The organism is Rhodococcus sp. USK13 (genome assembly GCF_018343855.1).
Taxonomy (GTDB): Bacteria; Actinomycetota; Actinomycetes; order Mycobacteriales; family Mycobacteriaceae; genus Rhodococcus_F; species Rhodococcus_F oxybenzonivorans.
This window is the reverse complement of record NZ_CP069242.1, coordinates 7,094,873-7,114,126: the sequence shown is the minus strand read 5'-3', so window position 1 is coordinate 7,114,126 and position 19,254 is coordinate 7,094,873. Positions and strand designations below refer to the sequence as shown.

The 19,254-nt window shown below is 66.0% G+C and carries 20 protein-coding genes; 10 read left to right on the top strand and 10 right to left on the bottom strand.

All coding sequences use genetic code 11. The annotated features are described in order from the left end of the window. Positions 1–32: 32 nt before the first annotated feature. Positions 33–911 (bottom strand): iron-sulfur binding domain-containing protein, encoded by an 879-nt coding sequence (locus JQT59_RS35285; protein ID WP_213574322.1) that lies wholly within the window; start codon positions 909–911, stop codon positions 33–35. Between the two features lie 99 nt (positions 912–1,010). Here JQT59_RS35285 and JQT59_RS35280 point away from each other — a divergent pair, with 99 nt between their 5' ends. Both JQT59_RS35280 and JQT59_RS35275 read left to right on the top strand, forming a co-directional pair. Beyond that, positions 1,011–1,637 (top strand): carbonic anhydrase, encoded by a 627-nt coding sequence (locus JQT59_RS35280; protein WP_213574320.1) that lies wholly within the window; start codon positions 1,011–1,013, stop codon positions 1,635–1,637. A gap of 59 nt (positions 1,638–1,696) precedes the next feature. Continuing rightward, positions 1,697–2,467 (top strand): hypothetical protein, encoded by a 771-nt coding sequence (locus tag JQT59_RS35275; RefSeq protein ID WP_213574318.1) that lies wholly within the window; start codon positions 1,697–1,699, stop codon positions 2,465–2,467. Between the two features lie 5 nt (positions 2,468–2,472). On the opposite strand, the gene JQT59_RS35270 is transcribed toward JQT59_RS35275, so the two are convergent. From JQT59_RS35270 to JQT59_RS35260, 3 genes are read right to left on the bottom strand one after another with little or no spacing between them, the layout of a single operon-like run. Further along, complete coding sequence (locus JQT59_RS35270) at positions 2,473–3,420, bottom strand: asparaginase (protein WP_213574315.1); 948 nt, start codon at positions 3,418–3,420, stop codon at positions 2,473–2,475. Next, a complete protein-coding gene (locus JQT59_RS35265; RefSeq protein ID WP_213574313.1) occupies positions 3,421–4,911 on the bottom strand; it encodes an amino acid permease in 1,491 nt (496 codons plus the stop codon). Beyond that, positions 4,908–6,353 carry an aspartate ammonia-lyase gene (locus JQT59_RS35260; RefSeq protein WP_213574311.1) on the bottom strand — a complete coding sequence of 482 codons (1,446 nt, stop codon included), beginning with the start codon at positions 6,351–6,353 and terminating at the stop codon, positions 4,908–4,910. The genes JQT59_RS35265 and JQT59_RS35260 overlap by 4 nt, the downstream gene beginning before the upstream one ends. A 192-nt stretch (positions 6,354–6,545) precedes the next feature. Between JQT59_RS35260 and JQT59_RS35255 the strand changes: the two genes are divergently transcribed. Continuing rightward, positions 6,546–7,265, top strand: coding sequence for a FadR/GntR family transcriptional regulator (locus JQT59_RS35255; protein ID WP_213574309.1), 720 nt, complete (start codon positions 6,546–6,548; stop codon positions 7,263–7,265). A gap of 37 nt (positions 7,266–7,302) precedes the next feature. Here JQT59_RS35255 and disA read toward each other — a convergent pair whose 3' ends face one another. Then, complete coding sequence (disA, locus tag JQT59_RS35250) at positions 7,303–8,388, bottom strand: DNA integrity scanning diadenylate cyclase DisA (protein WP_109326508.1); 1,086 nt, start codon at positions 8,386–8,388, stop codon at positions 7,303–7,305. 87 nt (positions 8,389–8,475) lie between these two features. Between disA and JQT59_RS35245 the strand changes: the two genes are divergently transcribed. Continuing rightward, complete coding sequence (locus JQT59_RS35245) at positions 8,476–9,039, top strand: PaaI family thioesterase (RefSeq protein ID WP_213574307.1); 564 nt, start codon at positions 8,476–8,478, stop codon at positions 9,037–9,039. A 4-nt stretch (positions 9,040–9,043) separates the two neighbouring features. Here the strand turns inward: JQT59_RS35245 and radA are convergent, their stop codons facing one another. Together radA and JQT59_RS35235 are read right to left on the bottom strand one after the other, a co-directional pair. Beyond that, the gene (radA, locus tag JQT59_RS35240; protein WP_213574305.1) at positions 9,044–10,429 is read right to left on the bottom strand and encodes a DNA repair protein RadA; all 1,386 of its coding nucleotides are present in this window, start codon (positions 10,427–10,429) and stop codon (positions 9,044–9,046) included. A gap of 47 nt (positions 10,430–10,476) precedes the next feature. Next, a complete protein-coding gene (locus tag JQT59_RS35235; protein WP_213574303.1) occupies positions 10,477–11,112 on the bottom strand; it encodes a copper chaperone PCu(A)C domain-containing protein in 636 nt (211 codons plus the stop codon). 263 nt (positions 11,113–11,375) lie between these two features. On the opposite strand from JQT59_RS35235, the gene carD reads away from it, so the two are divergent. The 5 genes from carD to rlmB are packed head-to-tail and all read left to right on the top strand — an operon-like array spanning position 11,376 to position 15,415. After that, complete coding sequence (gene carD, locus JQT59_RS35230; protein ID WP_109326516.1) at positions 11,376–11,864, top strand: RNA polymerase-binding transcription factor CarD; 489 nt, start codon at positions 11,376–11,378, stop codon at positions 11,862–11,864. 17 nt (positions 11,865–11,881) lie between these two features. Then, positions 11,882–12,562, top strand: a complete 681-nt coding sequence (gene ispD, locus JQT59_RS35225; RefSeq protein ID WP_213574301.1) for a 2-C-methyl-D-erythritol 4-phosphate cytidylyltransferase — start codon at positions 11,882–11,884, stop codon at positions 12,560–12,562. Continuing rightward, positions 12,562–13,038 carry a 2-C-methyl-D-erythritol 2,4-cyclodiphosphate synthase gene (gene ispF / locus JQT59_RS35220; protein ID WP_159919049.1) on the top strand — a complete coding sequence of 159 codons (477 nt, stop codon included), beginning with the start codon at positions 12,562–12,564 and terminating at the stop codon, positions 13,036–13,038. Before ispD ends, ispF begins: the two co-directional genes overlap by 1 nt. Positions 13,039–13,049: 11 nt before the next feature. Next, a complete protein-coding gene (cysS, locus tag JQT59_RS35215) occupies positions 13,050–14,444 on the top strand; it encodes a cysteine--tRNA ligase (RefSeq protein WP_213574299.1) in 1,395 nt (464 codons plus the stop codon). Positions 14,445–14,446: 2 nt separating this feature from the next. Further along, positions 14,447–15,415, top strand: a complete 969-nt coding sequence (rlmB, locus tag JQT59_RS35210; RefSeq protein WP_109326520.1) for a 23S rRNA (guanosine(2251)-2'-O)-methyltransferase RlmB — start codon at positions 14,447–14,449, stop codon at positions 15,413–15,415. Positions 15,416–15,479: 64 nt separating this feature from the next. Here rlmB and JQT59_RS35205 read toward each other — a convergent pair whose 3' ends face one another. After that, the gene (locus JQT59_RS35205; RefSeq protein WP_159919050.1) at positions 15,480–16,361 is read right to left on the bottom strand and encodes a 5-oxoprolinase subunit C family protein; all 882 of its coding nucleotides are present in this window, start codon (positions 16,359–16,361) and stop codon (positions 15,480–15,482) included. Between the two features lie 159 nt (positions 16,362–16,520). On the opposite strand from JQT59_RS35205, the gene JQT59_RS35200 reads away from it, so the two are divergent. Continuing rightward, on the top strand, positions 16,521–17,720 hold the full coding sequence (locus tag JQT59_RS35200; RefSeq protein ID WP_249354070.1) for a DDE-type integrase/transposase/recombinase: 1,200 nt from the start codon (positions 16,521–16,523) through the stop codon (positions 17,718–17,720). 67 nt (positions 17,721–17,787) lie between these two features. On the opposite strand, the gene pxpB is transcribed toward JQT59_RS35200, so the two are convergent. Together pxpB and JQT59_RS35190 are read right to left on the bottom strand one after the other, a co-directional pair. Then, complete coding sequence (pxpB, locus tag JQT59_RS35195) at positions 17,788–18,408, bottom strand: 5-oxoprolinase subunit PxpB (RefSeq protein WP_213574297.1); 621 nt, start codon at positions 18,406–18,408, stop codon at positions 17,788–17,790. Further along, entirely contained in the window at positions 18,408–19,166 is a 759-nt protein-coding gene (locus JQT59_RS35190) for a LamB/YcsF family protein (protein ID WP_213574295.1), read from the bottom strand. Before JQT59_RS35190 ends, pxpB begins: the two co-directional genes overlap by 1 nt. Positions 19,167–19,254 lie beyond the last annotated feature (88 nt).

The window sequence follows — 19,254 nt, the reverse complement described above, 5'->3', positions numbered from 1 at the left end:
TTCTCAGCGTCTGTGCCCGATCGTGTGGGCTTCTAGCTTCCCTCACCCGCGAGGGCGAAGAGGCCGTCGTCGGTCTGCTCCACCAGTCCGTCGAGCAGTAACGAGTGCAGAGCACGATCGCGCTGACCTGGGTCGTCGAGCCACACCTGGTCGAGGCGGACCCGCTCGACCGGACGCGAACTGTCGCGCAACACCGCCATGAGCTTGCCTCGAACCTGACGGTCCGTGCCTGCAAACTTCTGCACCTTCCTGCGTTCGCCGGTGTGCGCTGGACGCCCGGCGACCATCCAGGCGCAACTCGGCAGCGGACACCGCGAGCATTCGGGGGAGCGTGCGGTGCAGATCGTCGCACCGAGTTCCATGAGTGCCGCCGAGAACGTGGCGGCGCGGGCGCGGGTACGGGGCAGCAGCGCGGACACGTCCGCCAGGTCGCGCACCGTCGACGGGTTGCCGGGCTCCGCGTTTCCGTGCACGGCGCGTGCCACCACCCGTCGAACATTGGTGTCGACGACGGGGACACGCTGCCCGTAGGCGAAGCACGCCACCGCCCGAGCGGTGTACGCGCCGATCCCGGGAAGCCCGAGGAGCGTGTCGACGTCGCTCGGGACCACGTCACCGTGCTGGGTGGCCAGCACTTCGGAACACTGGTGCAGTCGCAGCGCTCGCCGCGGATAACCGAGCTTTCCCCACGCGCGCAGGACGTCGGCCTGGCTCGACGCGGCCATCCGGGACGGGACGGGCCAGCGCTGCACCCATTGCTCCCAGATGGGAGCAACGCGGACGACGGGTGTCTGCTGCAGCATGATCTCGCTCATCAGAATGTGCCAGGCGGTCACACCCTCGCGACGCCACGGCAAATCCCTGGCCTCGGCGTCGTACCACCTGATCAGCGCAGACGAGTCCACGGTCACTTCTTCTCACAAGTCCCTTCGCCGCCGTGCCAACCGGATTTTCCGTCGACGTAATGCTCCCGCAGAGCCGGTGCAACAGGAGGGGTGCACAATATGTTCATGCCTAACTCCAACCCGGTTTCTGCATGGAAGTCCCTACGCCAGGGTAACGAGCGGTTCGTCAACGGCACCTCGCTCCATCCCAGTCAGGGTGTCGCCGATCGTGCGAAGCTCGTCGACGGCCAGCACCCCACGGCCGTCCTGTTCGGTTGCGGAGACTCCCGCGTCGCCGCCGAGATCATTTTCGACCAGGGGCTCGGCGACATGTTCGTCGTCCGCACCGCAGGTCACGTCCTCGACGACGCGGTTCTCGGGTCGATCGAGTACGCCGTCGGGGTGCTCAACGTGCCGCTCATCGTCGTGCTCGGTCACGACAGCTGTGGCGCCGTCAAGGCGACGCTCGACGCCCTCGACGACGGCAACATCCCCCCCGGATTCATCCGCAGCATCGTCGAACGTGTGGCGCCGTCGATCCTCAAGGGACGCCGCGAGGGCCTCAGTACAGTCGACGAACTCGAGGGTCGCCATGTGGTGGAGACCGGTGCGCTGCTCATGCAGCGGTCGCGCATCATCGCGGAGAAGGTGGAGAGCGGCGCGTGCGCCATCGCCGGTGTCACGTACAAGCTGTCCGACGGCCGCACCCACCTGCAGGGCGTCGTCGGAGACATCGGTGAGCTCACGGCCTGACCGCGACACGCCGCACCCGCTGAGCCGTACCCGCACGCTGCCGAACTACCGTTGACGTCGTGCTGGAACCGAATGGACCGTTGCCCCCCGAGATTTACTGGCGCCGCAGGGCGCTGGCGATCGGCGGCGCCATCGTCGTGCTGCTCTTGGTGGTCTGGTTGATCAGTTCCCTCCGCGGTGGGGACGATTCCGAGACCGACCCCGCGGCAGCCAGCTCGTCGATGACGACGCCGGTGTCGATTTCGCCGACTGCCTCGGGTTCGCCGTCGAGTGGTGGTTCCGGCGGCTCGGGTGGGGGCGGCGGAGCCGCCGCGGCCGGCGATGAAGGGTCCGGCACGGCAAGTGCCTCGGGCTCCTCGACCAGTGGAGCATCGAGCAGTGCGGGGTCGACGAGTGCAGCCGCCAGCGGTCAGGCTGTTGCGGCCGGCCAGTGTCCTGACCAGTCCCTGGCCATCAAGGTCGCTGCCGACAAACCGACCTACCTTCCGGGGGAAGAGCCGAGTTTCACCACGGTCGTCACCAACATCGGCACCACCCCGTGCCAGCGCGACCTCGGTAGCAGCCTGCAGCAGGTGCTCGTGTACACGATCGACGGCAGCGTCCGGCTGTGGTCCAACATCGACTGCTTCCCGCAGTCCGCGGCCGACCTGCGCACCCTCGCCGCTGGCGAGCAGGCTCAGTTCACGGTGAAGTGGTCTGCCAAGACGTCCGCACCGGATTGCCTCACCCAACCGGAACCGAAGCGCGATCCGGTGGGTCCCGGCGCGTACACCGTGGTGGGGCAGCTGGGTCAGCTGCGTAGTGCGCCGGAACCGTTCAACCTGAGCTGACCGGGCTACAGCTCGATCCGGGACCGGCGATCGAATTCCTTCTCCAGGCCGGTCTGGTCAGGGTCGGCGAGCAGTGCCGCAAGAAGAATGCGGGCCTGTCCGGCTCTGAGGTCGGTCGAGAAGAGGGCCCCGGCTGCGATGAGATCGGAGCCGCCTCCACCTCCGCCGTAAGTGGGGGAGATCGACCCGAACGGAACGCGGGTGGATACGGCGACCGGCACACCCGCCGCGACGGATTCGCGTACCGCCTCGACGATTACGGGGTTCGCGTTGCCGGATCCGAGCGCATCGAGAACCACGCCGTGCGCGCCGGCGCTCCGGCACGCGTCGAACTGCACACGATCCGTGCCAGGGTAGATCGCGACGACGTCGACACGGACGCCGGAGATCGGACGCCAGGGCAGTGGCTCGGGCCGGTGTCGGTGCATCGGGGTGCGGACGGACCGGAACGCATCGAGCGCGGTCGTGTCTGCCTTGCGGACCCCCGGAACCGGATGAAGCTTTCCGCCGAAGGAAATCAACACTCCCCGCCCACGCATGGCCGGATCGGTGGCGGCCGACAATGCGGCCGAGAGGTTGGCCTGCGCGTCCGACTCGGGATGATCGAAGGTGCGTTGTGCCCCGGTGAAGACGACCGTCCGGGGATCGGCGTGATGCAGATCCACCAGAAACGCGGTTTCCTCCATGGTGTCGGTTCCGTGGAGAACGACCACCCCGGCGACAGCGGGGTCGCGGAGTTCCGCCGCGATTGCCTCGCGTACCCGATCCATGTCGGCGAAGGTCATGCACGAGCTGTCCTTCGACAGGACATCGGTGACGCGGACCTCGGTGGCCGCCCGCTCGGCTCCGGTCGCGAGCAGATCCGGGCCCGTGACGACGGGACGGCTCACACCCTCCTCGTCGCGTCGGCTAGCGATGGTGCCCCCGGTGGTGACGACGGCGACTGTAGGCACTTACTGTCCTCCCTGCGAGGCGGTCGGGTAGTCATCGGTGGTCATGCTGCCATCTCGTGCGGCGGCCAGGTCGCGGATGCGGTTTCTGCAGGCGTACCAGCCGATCACCAGGAGTGGGGCGATGATGGCGATCGATCCGACGGTCCACGTTCCGACGGGGTGGTCGAAGGCCATCAGCACGACTACGCCGACGAGGAACGCCAACGTCAGAATGCCGGTGTAGGGGGCGCCGAACATCCGGAAGCTCGGCCGCACGAGGCGCCCCTCCTTCGCGAACTTCCAGAGTTTCAACTGACACAACACGATTACGGCCCAGGCGCTGATGATCCCGAGTGCGGCCAGGTTGAGGACGATCTCGAATGCCTGAGTGGGAACGATCGCATTGAGTCCGACACCGAGAAGAATGACGAATCCCGTGAGAGCGATGCCGCCATAGGGGACGCCCGCCTTGTTCATCCTCGCCGCGAACGCGGGCGCCGACCCCGCCATGGCCATCGAGTGCAGTATTCGTCCGGTCGAATACAATCCGGCATTGAGTGAGGACAGTGCGGCGGTGAGTACGACGAGATTCATGATTGCGTCTGCGCCTTCGACGTTGATCGTTCCGAAGAAGGTGACGAACGGGCTTTCGCCGGCGTGATATTCCATGTAGGGGAGAAGCAGCGCCAGTAACAGGACGGATCCGACATAGAAAACGAGAATCCGGAGGATCACCGTGTTGATCGCCTTGGGAATCACCTTTTCCGGATTCTTGGTTTCCCCGGCCGTGGTACCCACCAATTCGATGGATGCGTAGGCGAATACGACGCCCTGAATCACCACGATCGCGGGCAGGATGCCGTTGGGGAACCACCCGCCGTTGTCGGAGATCATGCTGAAGCCGGAGGTGTGGCCCTCGATGGGGGTACCGAACAAGACGAAATAGACGCCGAAGCAGAGGAAGGCGGCCAGCGCCACGACTTTGATGAGCGCGAACCAGAATTCCAATTCACCGAACACGCGTACCGACACCATGTTCAGTGTCAGAACGAGCGCTACTGCCGCCAAGGCGAATACCCATTGGTCGACGTCCCCGAGCGGTGCCCAGTATTTCTTGAAGAAGTTCATGTAGAGCGCTACTGCGGTGACGTCGACGACCGCGGTCATCGCCCAGTTCAGCCAGTAGAGCCAGCCGGCGGCGAACGCCATTTTCTCGCCGAAGAATTCGCGGGAGTACGAGACGAACGATCCCGACGTGGGACGGTGCATCACCAGCTCGCCCAGTGCCCGCAGGATCAGGAAGGCGAAAAATCCACAGAGGGCGTAGACGAGAACAAGGGCGGGTCCTGCTTGATGAAGGCGTCCACCGGCGCCCATGAACAGACCGGTGCCGATCGCACCACCGATCGCGATCATCTGAATCTGTCGAGGACCGAGTGCTTTTCGGTACCCCAGATCTTCCTCGACGAAGATGTCGTGTGTCTGACTCGGGCCGTCTTTTTCGATCGTCATGACACCACTCCAGCGGTCGTCGGAACGGGAGCCTGAGTGGCCGTACCAGCCCTCAGATTGGCGAGATGCTCCGGACTGAGTAGTCGATCGAGTTCGTCTCGATCGAGTAGTCCCGCCTCGATCACGAGGTCGGCGACCCTACGACCGGACACCAGCGCTTCCTGCGCGATACGGGTCGACGCGGTATAGCCGATGTACGGATTGAGCGCGGTGACGAGTCCGATCGAGTCTTCGACCCGGGCACGCAGAAGTTCGGTATTGGCGGTGATCCCCAGAACGCACTTGTCGGCCAGGATGCGGCAGGCGGCGGCCAGATGCCGCATTCCGTCCGACAGCGAATGCACGATGATCGGTTCGAAGGCGTTGAGTTGCAGCTGGCCGGATTCGGCGGCCATTGTGATGGTGACGTCATGACCGATGACCTCGTAGGCCACCTGGTTGAGCACTTCCGGAATCACGGGATTGACCTTGCCGGGCATGATCGAAGATCCCGCCTGCACCGGCGGCAGATTGATTTCGTTGAGTCCCGCCCGCGGACCGGAGGACAGAAGACGGAGGTCGTTGCAGACCTTCGACAACTTCACCGCGATCCTCTTCAGGACGCCGGACAGGTGCACGAACTGACCCACATCCTGGGTAGCCTCCACCAGGTCGGTGGCGAGAACGAGGGGAAGTCCGGTGAGTTCGCGCAGCTTGTCGCATGCGGCCTCGGCGTACCCGGCGGGGGCGTTGAGTCCGGTTCCGATTGCGGTGGCTCCGAGGTTGATCTCGTGGACCAGCAGCGCTGCTTCCCCGAGTCGTGCGCGGTCCTCGTCGATCATCACCGAGTAGGTGGCGAATTCCTGTCCGAGTGTCATCGGGACCGCATCCTGAAGTTGGGTGCGGCCCATCTTCACCGTGCCGGCGAACTCGACGGCCTTCGAACCGAACGCCTCTTGCAGCACCCGCAGGGCGTCGAGCAGATCCTCGATCGTCAGAATCGTGGCGATGTTCACTGCCGTGGGATAGACGTCGTTGGTCGATTGGCTGAGGTTGACGTGCTCGTTGGGGTGCAGGTACTGGTAGTCGCCGCGATCGTGACCGAGAATTTCGAGCGCCCGGTTGGCAATGACTTCGTTGGCGTTCATGTTGGTCGACGTCCCGGCGCCACCCTGGATCACATCGACGACGAACTGCTCGTGCCAGCGGCCCTCGAGAATCTCGCGGCAGGCCTGGCCGATCGCCTCGGCGCGGCGGTGGTCGAGAATGCCCAGCTTCTCGTTGGCGCTCGATGCTGCCCATTTGACGAAGGCGAGTCCGCGAATCAACGAGGGGTTCGTCGAGATCGGCCGACCGGTGATCGGGAAGTTCTCCACCGCACGGAGCGTGTGAATTCCCCAGTACGCCTCTGCGGGCACCTGGCGGTCCCCGAGTAGGTCGTGTTCTGTTCTCGTTTCGAGCACTTGACTTCATTCCTCACGTGGATTCGCGCTAGCAGTGGCCCGCGGCGCTCGGAGAGGCAGTTGGTAGAGCTGCCAAACTGCCTACCTGCCCGGCTGTCAGACAGGTGTCATTGTTACGTGGCTCACTTGCGGTCGTCAACCCTCGGCTCGGGCAGGTTGACGCATTTGCCTGGTCGTGAGAAGAATAATGCCATGAACCTGTCAGACAGCTGGGCAGCCAGGCGTCCCGTGACCGCGCGGGTCAGCGCCGCCGAAGCTGTTCTCGCGGACCTGCGCGCCGCCATCACCTCGGGTGACCTGGCGGTCGGTGAACGGCTCCCTTCGGAAGCGTCGTTGGCGGCGCGGCACGGGGTCAGTCGTTCGGTCATCCGCGAGGCCCTACGGTCATGTCATGCGCTGGGTCTGACCGAGACCAAATCGGGTCTGGGCACGTTCGTCATCAGTGATTCGATCGCGCGCGACCTCGACTTCGGGAATTACGCCGCCAACGAGCTCGTCGAGGCGCGCCCTCATGTGGAGATCCCCGCTGCCGGATGGGCGGCGCAGCGGCACTCTGCCGAGGACCTTGCCGCATTGCGCGGCTTGGCCGGTCAGATGCGCGACGAGGACGACCCCTTGGTGTGGGTGTCCCTGGACGCCCAGTTTCACGCGCTGATCGCCCGGACCAGTCGCAATCGTGTGTTCGAGTCGGTCGTCGTCGATATTCGTGAAGCGCTGACCCGGCAGTCGGAAACGCTCAACCTGGTCGCCGGCCGGCAGCAGAGGTCGAACGACGAGCACGACCGGATAGTCGACGGGATCGAGTCCAGGAGCTATGACGTGGCCGCCAAGGCCATGGCGGAACACCTCGATGCCGTGCGTGTCGCACTGGAATCCGTTGTCGGCGAGGCTTATTCGGCGGATCGATCGTAGGAGGTGGTTCGGCTCGTACCTTGCGATCGGGCGAAAACTAGTCGTACGGACCGGAAATCGACGTTTCGGCGAGCCGGGACAGGCCCTCCCTGATGTGTCGAGCCCACAAGCCGCCGATTCCCTCCACCGACTGCAGGTCGGCGGCCGTTGCGGCAAGCAGCGACTGCAGAGTTCCGAACGAGCCGACGAGCCGGTGAATTTGGTTGAACTGCAAGCGGGGAACTCGGGTGAGAACGCGATAACCACGTGGACTCATGGGGGCCTCGAGCGCTTCGATCGTTCCCGGGTATCCGAACGCGCGAGCCAGAGTCGTCAGGTCGAGCAGGTCGGCGTCGGTGATCTTGTCGAGGGCAGTCAACGACTTCTCGACATCGGGTGCAGGGGCGGGTCCCGAACCGGCGAGATAGTCGCGGACGATCAGTTCCCGTGCCACATCGTTGTCGCCGACGAGCTCTTCGAGTTGGAGGGCGAGCTGTCGGCCGTCGGTGCCCAGTTCGAGTACGTCCTGCTCGATCTCCACAGACACGCGGCGCACCATCTCGAGCCGCTGCACCACGGTGAGCGCGTCGCGGAGGGTGACGAAATCCTCGATTTCGACGACCGACAACTGACGGGTGACCTCGTCGAGGCGCGCCTTGTACCGCTCGAGTGTGGCCACCGCCTGATTGGCCCGGGACAAGATGGTGGCAGACCCGTCGATGACGTGCCGTATTCCGCCGACGTACACGCTGACGATGCTCATCGATTGGCTCACCGACACCACGGGATATCCCGTCTGCATCGCCGTGCGTTCGGCGGCGCGGTGCCGGGTGCCGGACTCGACGGTGGGAATCTTGTGGTCGGGAACCAGTTGGACGTTGGCGCGGACGATGCGCGAACCGTCCGTGGACAGGACGACGGCACCGTCCATCTTCGACAGCTCACGCAGCCGGGTGGGAGCGAACTCGACGTCGAGCTCGAAGCCGCCGTCGCAGATTTCTTCCATCTGCTCGTCGTAACCGAGGACGATCAGTGCGCCCGTGCGGCCGCGGAGAATGCGTTCGAGGCCGTCCCGAAGCGCCGTTCCGGGAGCGAGCCGGGCAATGGTTTCGCGCAGCGCAGACGACGACTCTGCATCGTTCATCGCGAAACACTCCCCGCTGAGGTAGACGTCACTTTGTACAGGGCCGTCGGGGAATAGGGCCCGGACCCGCGTTTAGATTACCTATCCATGAGTAGTACCTGGACTTTGCCCGACGACCTGACCCTGCCGGAACCGGTTGGCACCTTCCCCGCTGCAGGTCAGCCCGTGCCGAAGCACTGGAGCCGGTGCTTCGGATGCGGCGACCAGTCGCCGGCCGGTATGTCCATGAGCTTCACCGCCGGGGAGGACCTCGACGTGTGGGGACGTCTCGAGGTGGCCCCTCGCTATCAGGGCGGTCCGGGAGTGATCCACGGCGGCATCCTGTCGACGGCGTTCGACGAGGCACTGGGCATGGCGTGTCGGGCGACCGTGGACGGTCCGGTGGTGACCGGTCATCTGGAGATCGACTTCGCGCGGCCCATTCCGCTGGGCTCGGTGCTCGAATTTCACGCGCGCATCGACGGAACGATCCGCCGCAAGGTCTACGCCAGTGCGGAGGCGCGCATCGTCGAGGGACCGAACACCGACCCCGACGTGGTAGTGGCCACGTCGCGGGGGTTGTTCCTCACAGTCACGGCCGAACACTTCGAGAAGACCAAGACCTTCGTAGACGGGGTTCCCGACATGCCGTTCGGCACGTCGTCGATCTAGTTGTCTATATACGCAGGGTGGCGATGGCCGCTCCGAGATTCCCGACCTCGGTGACCTTCATTCCGGGAGGGGCCGCACCGGAGTCGAGCGGAACGAGGGCCCGGTTGAATCCGAGTCGGGCCGCTTCGGCGAGCCGGCGCCCGACACCGGGAACCCGCCGGACCTCACCTGCCAGCCCGACTTCGCCGAGGATCACCAGCCCGTCGGGGACAGGCTTGTCCTTCACCGCGGAGGCGACGGCGAGTGCCAGTGCCAAGTCTGCGGACGGTTCGGTCATCCGCATGCCGCCGACCGTCGCCGCATAGACGTCGTTCTTGGCGATCGGCACCCCGCACCGGCGGTCCAGCACGGCCAGCACCATGGCCACACGTGCGCTGTCGAGCCCGCTCACCGCGCGCCGGGGTGCGGGCATGGATGTTGCGGCCACGAGCGCCTGGACTTCGCCGAGCAGGGGCCGCTTGCCGTCCATCATGACCGTGACGGCGGTTCCGGGAACAGCTTCGGCGCGGTGGTGCAAAAACAGTCCCGACGGGTCGCTGATGCCGGCGATGCCGTCTTCCCGGAGTTCGAAGCATCCCACCTCGTCGGCGGCACCGAAGCGGTTCTTGACCCCGCGCACCATGCGAAGTGTGGAGTGCTTGTCGCCCTCGAAGTGCAGGACCACGTCCACGAGGTGTTCGAGTGACCGCGGACCTGCGACGGCGCCGTCCTTCGTGACGTGGCCGATCAGCAGGACCGGGACACCGCTGGCTTTCGCGAGCGAGGTGAGCGCACTGGTGACGGCCTTGACCTGGGTGACGCCGCCGACGACACCGTCGACGTCCGCGGCAAGCATGGTCTGCACGCTGTCGACGATCAGCAGGGTGGGACGTACCTGTTCGACGTGACCGAGAATGGTCGCGAGGTCGGATTCGGCGGCGAGATAGACCCGCTCGTGCACCGCGCCCGTCCGGTCGGCGCGTAGCCGTACCTGACCGGCGGACTCTTCACCCGTGACGTAGAGCGATCGGTCGTCCGGGCCCCGCCGCGCCCACTGGTGTACGACCTCGAGAAGAAGCGTGGACTTGCCGACGCCCGGTTCGCCCGCGAGGAGAACGACCGACCCGGGGACCACGCCACCGCCGAGGACACGGTCGAGTTCACCGATGCCGGTGGGTTTGGCCTGGGTGGACGTGCTGTCGATCTTCGTGATGGGGGTCGCCGGCGTGGACGGGAGAACGGCCCCCGCCCCAGCCTTCGCGAGCGAGGCGCCCGGACGACTCGCAACCGGCGCGAGGATCGGAGCCTCATCCATCGATCCCCAGCTGCCGCACTCGGGACAGCGGCCGACCCATTTGGGCACGGTGCACTGACACGATGAACACCGGAAGCTGGACTTGAGTTTGGCCACCGACGCAGCCTAGAGAGCCGGTCCGACAGACCGGCCCCGGGCGGCTGTCAGTGCCCGCCGCCGCCTTCGGCCTGCGTGCCCGCGGACTTGTCTGACACGTGACGCTCGGTTTCGTGACCGGCGTCGACGGGAACGGACACCGTGACCTCACCGGCCTTCTCGAAGGTGAAGGTGACGGGGAAGGTGAGTCCGGGGCGCACACCCTCCTTCAGATCGTCCAGCGTGACCAGGACGACATCGCTCGGAACCTCGGCGGCCTGGTCACGTTCTTGCTCGGCATGACCACCCTCCACAGCGTCCTGTGCGACGTCTCCGGCCACGAGCGCCGTCTGCGGGGGAATCTCCTGGCCGCCGGCGGCATCACGAATGGTGACGGTCTTGGCGACGTCGGTGCTGATCTTGGTCAGCTTGTCGGCGGCATCTTCGTTGTTGTTGATCGCGGTGAACGCGAGGACCGCTTTTCCGCCGGCCTCGATGCTGTACTCGTCCGAGTTGGGGTACACCACGTGCACGTTGCGCAGAGCGATCGATCCGAGGTCGGCACCGTTGCCGTTGACCGCGGCGACCTGACTCGAGGTCTGGGTGATCTGTCCCGCACCGCAAGCGGACAGCGTGAGGGCCGCGCCGGCAGCGAGAGCAACGGCGGTCGCGACTCGGCGAGTCGGCTTGTCGAGAGCAGTCACGGGTTGTCCTCCAGTGTCAGGTTCGCACTCCAACTAGGCAGAGTAGTAGTTCCCTCGTACGGCCCGGTCGCTGGGTACTCACAATGGTTGTCTGCGTGCACCTTCGGCCTCGAAGAACGGCCAGTTCGGAGCCCCTGAGATGCACGTATCACAGGCGCTGTCAACCCCTACGATCAGGCCTCGGTGCCCCTGACCTGCACCGTTGATGCGACCTGGAACCGGTCACGTGTTAAACTCGAAAGATCGAAAGGGGCACGGGACAGATGATTTTTAAGGTCGGAGACACCGTCGTATACCCCCATCACGGTGCGGCGCTGATCGAAGCTATCGAAATCCGCACCATCAAGGGTGAGCAGAAGGAATATCTCGTTCTCAAGGTTGCTCAGGGCGATCTCACCGTACGGGTTCCCGCAGACAACGCAGAGTATGTAGGCGTACGTGACGTAGTTGGTCAGGAAGGTCTCGACAAGGTCTTCCAGGTCTTGCGGGCACCGCACACCGAAGAACCCACCAACTGGTCTCGCCGCTACAAGGCGAATCTCGAAAAGCTCGCGTCGGGTGACGTGAACAAGGTCGCCGAGGTCGTTCGTGACCTGTGGCGGCGCGAGCAGGACCGCGGCCTGTCCGCGGGTGAGAAGCGCATGCTCGCGAAGGCCCGGCAGATTCTTGTCGGAGAGCTGGCGTTGGCCGAAGGTACCGACAGCGACAAGGCCGAGACAATCCTCGACGAGGTCCTCGCGGCCGCGTCCTAGACAGCCGCGACGTCGCAGTGACCGAAGACCGAGGTCCTGTAGTCGCGCTGGTTCCCGCCGCTGGTCAGGGAGTGCGTCTGGGCGAGATGACGCCCAAGGCATTCGTTGATCTCGGTGGGAAGACCATGCTTGTACGCGCGGTCGACGGGCTCCTCCAGTCGGGGGCTGTCGACCGCGTCGTCGTGATCGTGCCGGAAGAGCTCGTCGATTCCACGCGCGGCACTCTGCCTGATGGAGTCGTCGTCGTGCCCGGCGGCAGCGAACGGACAGATTCGGTGCGCGCGGGCCTCGCTGTCGCGGACGACGCAGAATACGTGCTGGTCCACGATGCTGCGCGTGCGCTCACGCCCCCGTCGCTCATTGCCCGGGTCGTTGCGGAACTGCGCTGCGGGCGCAGCGCCGTCATCCCCGTCCTCCCGGTGACGGACACGATCAAGACCGTCGACGTTCTCGGGGCGGTGACCGGAACACCCGAACGCTCCGAACTGCGGGCGGTCCAGACGCCACAGGGCTTCGTCGCACCACTGCTCCGGCGTGCCTACGCCGCCGCGGACGGCATCGCGACCGACGATGCCGGCTTGGTGGAGCGCCTGGGTGAGCAGGTTCGCAGCATCGTCGGAGAACCCACAGCATTCAAAATCACCACACCGCTGGATCTCGTGCTGGCCCGCGCGCTGGTGGAAGAGGGAGCGAACTAGTGCGCGTCGGCATCGGTACGGACGTCCATCCGATCGAGCAGGGACGGCCGTGCTGGATGGCCGGTCTTCTGTTCGAGGGCGAGGACGGGTGCGCCGGTCACTCGGACGGCGATGTCGCGGTCCACGCACTGTGTGACGCATTGCTGTCGGCCGCGGGACTCGGGGACCTGGGTTCGGTTTTCGGCACAGGCAGGCCGGAATGGTCGGGAGTGAGCGGCGCCGCAATGCTCGCCGAGGTGCGACGACTCCTCGGCGAGGAAGAATTCGGTGTCGCCAATGCCGCCGTCCAGGTGATCGGGAATCGGCCGAAGATCGGCCCGCGCAGAGACGAAGCGCAAAAGGTGTTGAGTGACATTCTGGGCGCACCGGTTTCGGTGTCCGCGACCACCACGGACGGTCTCGGACTCACCGGGCGGGGCGAGGGGATCGCCGCGGTGGCCACCGCGTTGGTCATCCCCACTCAAAGCGCCAGGTAAGATCGCTGGTCGTGACCCTGCGCCTATTCGACACCGAGACGCGGGCCATGCGTGACTTCGTTCCGCTGGCCCCTGGACACGCATCGGTGTATCTGTGTGGAGCCACGGTGCAGGGCGACCCCCATATCGGGCATGTGCGCAGTGGCGTCGCCTTCGACGTACTGCGACGCTGGTTGCTCGCCCACGACCTCGACGTGGCGTTCGTGCGCAATGTCACCGATATCGACGACAAGATTCTGAACAAGGCCGCCGAAGCCGGGCGCCCCTGGTGGGAATGGGCCGCCACATTCGAGCGATCCTTCACCCGGGCGTATCAGCAGCTCGGTGTCCTTCCACCGTCGATCGAGCCACGGGCCACCGGGCACGTCACCCAAATGGTCGAGATGATGCAGCGACTGATCGACAACGGTCACGCGTACGCCTCGGGGGGTGACGTCTACTTCGACGTGCGCAGCTACGCGAGCTACGGCAGCCTGTCCGGGCACAAGCTCGACGACGTGCACCAAGGCGAGAGTGCCGGCGAATGCAAGCGGGATCCCCGTGACTTCACGCTGTGGAAAGCGGCCAAGCCCGGTGAGCCGTCGTGGCCGACGCCGTGGGGTCGTGGCCGCCCGGGATGGCACCTCGAGTGCTCGGCAATGGCCGAGTTCTATCTCGGTGCCGAGTTCGATATTCACTGCGGCGGACTCGACCTCGTCTTCCCGCACCACGAGAACGAGATCGCACAGGCCAAGTGCGCCGGCGACGGTTTCGCGCAGTACTGGTTGCACAACGGCTGGGTCACCATGGGTGGCGAGAAGATGTCGAAGTCGCTCGGCAATGTGCTCTCCGTGCCGAACGTGCTGAAAAAGGTTCGGCCGCAGGAACTTCGGTACTACCTCGGCAGCGCCCACTACCGGTCGATGCTCGAGTACTCCGACACCGCTCTCGACGAGGGGGCCGCGGCATTCCGCCGGGTCGAATCATTCGTGAACCGGACCTGTGAGCGTGCCGGTGAGGTCCCCGTCGGTCGTTGGACGGAGGCGTTCGGTCGTGCTCTCGACGACGATCTCGCTGTCCCGGCCGCGCTCGCCGACGTACACGGCCGTGTGCGTGAGGGCAACATCGCTCTCGAAGGTGGAGACCTCGAGGGTGCCCGCGAGATCGCGTCGCAGGTGCGGGCCATGATGGGAATTCTCGGTGTGGACCCCCTCGATCCGCACTGGACTCAGGACACCGTGGATGCGTCCGCGGCGACCGACGCCCTGGACGTACTGGTCCGGGCCGAACTCGAGCGCAGGCAGAGTGCCCGGGCCGAGAAGAACTGGGCTGTGGCCGACGAGGTGCGTGACCGCCTCATCCGGGCGGGCATCGAGGTCACCGATACCCCCAACGGGCCCGAGTGGTCTCTCAAGGCAGGACAGTAGTAATGGCTGGAAATTCGAGCAGGCGCGGAGCCGTCCGCAAATCGGGTACGAAGAAGGGGCAGGTCGCCGGTTCCGGTGGCCAGCGCCGCAGGGGACTCGAGGGGCGGGGCGCCACTCCGCCCGCCGAGGCCCGCACCAAACATCCCGCGGCCAAGCGGGCAGCCAGGGCCAGTCGTGAGGCCGAGAAGCAGCCGGGTCGCGGCAGGCAGACCGCCGGACGCAAGGTCCTCGACGGACCCGAAACCGTGCTGGGCCGTAATCCGGTCGTCGAGTGCCTGCGCGCCGGTGTCCCGGCGACCGCACTGTATGTCGCGGTCGGGACCGAGAGCGACGACCGTCTGAAGGAATCGGTGCAGCGGGCGGCCGACGCCGGCATTTCCATCCTCGAGGTGCCGCGAACCGATCTCGACCGGCTCAGCGCCAACGGCCTGCACCAGGGAATCGCGCTGCAGGTGCCGCCGTACCGTTATGCGCACCCCGACGATCTCCTCGCGGAGGCCCGTAAGCATCAAGAGGCGCCGTTGCTCGTGGCCCTCGACAACATCACCGATCCGCGCAACCTCGGTGCCGTCGTTCGATCGGTGGCTGCGTTCGGCGGACACGGTGTGGTCATCCCGGAGCGCCGTAGCGCAGCGGTGACCGCGGTGGCCTGGCGGACGAGTGCGGGAGCGGCGGCCCGGCTGCCGATCGCCCGTGCCACCAATCTGACTCGTACGCTGAAGGATTGGGCATCCAAGGGTGTTCAGGTCGTCGGTCTCGACGCGGGCGGTGACACCACTCTCGACGACTTCGACGGCAGCGGTCCCGTCGTGGTCGTGGTCGGCTCGGAGGGTAAGGGCCTGTCGCGTCTGGTTCGGGAGAACTGCGACGCAATCCTGAGCATTCCCATGGCCGGGCCCGTCGAGTCGCTCAACGCCTCCGTCGCCGCAGGCGTCGTACTCGCCGACATCGCGCGTCGCCGCCGGAGCTAGCCGGATCGCGAGCACCGAAGTGTCTTGGGCTCCGGCCGCCGTATCTTTGTGACCCTCGTGAGGGTCATCGCGGGATCGTCGGCGCGACCATCCGGTGGAATCGCATTCGGTGGCCGGGGCGCAATTGTGCGGCCATCGGCAGGTCGTCCTCGACCACGACCGCGATCACGGGATACCCACCCGTGACGGGATGATCGGCGAGGAACAGGATCGGCCGGCCGTCGGGCGGCACCTGCAAGGCTCCAGCCACCATCGCTTCACTGGGCAGTTCACGGGTAATCGCTCGATGCAGAGGTCCCGGCCCGGAGAGGCGTGCGCCCACGCGGTTGGTGTCGGAGCTCACCGTCCAGGTCTCCCGCAGGAGCGCGTCGACCGATGCCTTGGTGAACCAGTCGTCGCGGGGTCCCAGTCGAACCCGCATCATCAACGGATTCTCGGGAGCTGCGGGCGGGGGCGCGAATTCGTCGGCAGGCCAGTCGGTGCAATCCGCTCCGACGAGGATTCGATCACCCTCGGCCACCGGGTCCGGGCCGAGATCCGACAGCGTGTCTCTCGAGCGGCTGCCCATCACCGGCGGAACGTCGACACCCCCGCGCACCGCGAGGTAGCTACGTAAACCTTCCGACGCGTACGCCACCTCGAGCAGATCACCGGACTCGAGGTGCAGCATCGTGTAGTCGGGCTGCGGTCGCGAGTTGACGGTGACGGGCGCCCGCGCACCGGTGACCGCAACCGACACGGTGCCCGCGACGCGCACGGCGAGGCCGCCCAGTGTGATTTCCAGAGTGGCGGCCCCGGACCTGTTGCCTACGAGCCGGTTTGCGCAGTCGTGGGCGACGCGGTCGGCAGCGCCGGACTCACCGACTCCCACCGAGGCGTATCCGGGCCTGCCCCGATCCTGCACGGTGGTGAAGGGTCCGGTGCGCACAACCTCGAGCCAAGCCATGGGCCGATTGTCTCGCACCACCACCCCCCGTGAGTACTTATTAACATGGGGTGGTTTGTTGAGTCTGGGGACATGTGAGACAGATGATGTCCACCCAGATGTGAGACACGCTGCTGTCGATTGAGGTGTGAGGCACCTGACTGGTCGTGGACTTGGTTCATGACCGGAACGGAAGCCGTCATGGAACTGCTACACGCCCTGCTGGTGGTCTCCCAGACCACCGGCGCCGACATGTTCGACGGGAACTTCGCCCGCTGGTGCACCGACCACGGGATCTCCCGCGCCACCGCCTACCGGCACAAGAAACGGATCGAGGAGGACGGCCGGTGGACCGCCCGGTCCCGCCGGCCCTCTTCCTGCCCGCACGCCACCGCGTGGGAGGTGGAGGCCGAGATCGTGCGGCTTCGCCTGAACCTGCCCCATCACGAGCGCGGCGCCGACACCATCGCCTACCACCTGAACGCGGTCGCCGAGAAGCAACACTGGTCCGAGCAGGGCTGGACCATCCCGTCCCGGGCCACGATCAACAAGATCCTCTCCCGCTACCACCTGGTGATCCCCGAGCCGAAGAAACGCCCGAAATCGTCCTACCGCCGGTTCTGCTACCGCAAACCCCGCGACTGCTATCAGATCGACGCCACCGAACTCCGGTTGGCGACCGGGGCCAAGGCCACCGTCTTCGAGGTCCTCGACGACTGCACCCGCACCCTGGTCGCCACCCGGGTCGCGGACGCCGAGACCGCCGCCGGGGCGATCGCGGCGATCACCGCCGCGTTCACCGACTTCGGCGTCCCGGCACTGGTGCTCGCCGACAACGGCAGCGCGTTCACCTCCCGCCGCACCAGGGGCGGCACCTCGGGCTTCACCCGGGTCGTGGAGCGGGCCGGGGCCCGGCTGATCCACTCCACCCCGTACCACCCGCAGACCTGCGGGAAGGTCGAACGCCACCACCGCACCTTCAAGCAATGGTTGGCCACACACCCCACCCAACCGACCACTCTGATCGAACTGCAGCAGCTCTGCGACACCTACCAGCGGTTCTACAACACCGACCGCCCGCACAGTGCGGTCAAGATGCCGCCGCTGCAGGCCTGGCAGAACGCGCCGCTCCTCGGTGGGCCACAAGCACTTCCGATCCAACACGACGCCACCGTGCACGCCCTGATCGTCTCCTCCGCCGGCACCGTGTGCGTCGACTCCCACACCCGCCTGAGCGTCGGCCGGCGCAGAGCCGGGCAGACCATCACCCTGCTGCGCGACGACGACCACGTCACCGCCTACACCGCCGACGGCAACCTGATCGGACACCTACACCTCGACCACACCAAGCGCTACCAAGGACAACTTCAACCCGTCTAAAATCTGTCTCGCATCTACGTAGACACCCGTGTCTCACATCAACGTAGACAGCACAAACATGGGGTGGTTAAGAAGTACTCACGGGCGCGAAGCGCACAACGACGCCGGGCCTCAGGAGCGCTGGGGGAGTCCGCTGAGCATCCCAGATACGTTCGTCCGTGCTGCCGATGAGCTGCCACCCGCCGGGTGAGCTTCGCGGATAGATTCCCGTGAACTCACCGGCGAGGCCGACAGCACCGGCCGGAACGGATGTTCGCGGCGTGGATCGCCGCGGAACGTGTAATCCCGGCGCACCTCCGGTGAGGTAGCCGAATCCCGGCGCGAACCCCGAGAAGGCCACCGTCCAGGGTGTGCCGGTATGCGCCTCGATCACCCCGTCGACCCCGAGGCCGGTCAGCTCGGCCACCTCCTCGAGGTCGGGCCCGTCGTAGCGGACGCCGATCTGTATGTGCTCCGACGTGTCCTCGGGTGCGCCCGTTCGCGGTTCGGTGGTTCGCAACCATCGGACGACGCGGTCGCGGCTCGTTGCGGCACGATCGAATCTGACGAGGATGGTGCGGGCGGCCGGAACGATCTCGCCGACCCCCGGCGGCCTGGCCTCGTCGAGGGCACGGAAATGGGCGAGGACGGTGTCGAGGTCTTCGAACTCGGCGAGGACCGCAGCATCTCCGACGTCGAGTACCCGCATCAGACGAACGGTTCCACTGTGATGCCCTCGGCATCGAGCAACTGCCGGATGGACGCGGCCATCTCCACGGCCGCGGGGGTGTCGCCGTGTACGCAGACGGATTCGGGTGCGATCGCCAGCAGGGTGCCGTCGACGGCTTCGAGCGTGGAGTCGAGCGCCAACCGGCGTACCCGCTCGGCAACGACCGCCGGATCGTGAAGGACGGACCCAGCTGTCGTGCGCGGTACCAGCGTGCCCTCGGGTGTGTAGGCACGGTCGGCAAAGGCCTCGGCGACGGTCCGCAGGCCAGCGGTCTCCGCTTCCTCCAAGAACACCGAACCGGGCAGGCCGAGGACCGGGAGAGTGTCGTCGTAGGCACGTATTGCGGCGACCACCGCGCGCGCCTGCTCACGATGATGGACGATCGCGTTGTACAGCGCGCCGTGCGGCTTCACATACGCCACCGCCGAACCGCACACCTGCGCGAGCCCGTCGAGGGCGCCGATCTGATAGACGACGTCGGCGGTGAGGTCGCGTGGTGCGACGTCGATGAATCTTCGTCCGAAGCCGGCGAGATCGTGGTAACCGACCTGCGCGCCGATACGCACGGTCAGGTCGGCCGCCGATCTGCACGTGGACAGTAGCGTCGTGGGGTCACCGGCATGGAAACCGCACGCCACGTTCGCACTGGTTACGAGTTTCAACATCGCGAGGTCGTCGCCGAGAGTCCACGCCCCGAAACTCTCGCCGAGATCACTGTTCAGATCGATGGCCGGCACATATTCGATACTAGGGTTCTCGCCCCCGTCTTGTAGATTCTCTGGCGGGGGCGGGTGGAACCGATGTGGGTCCTGCTGCGTCGAAACA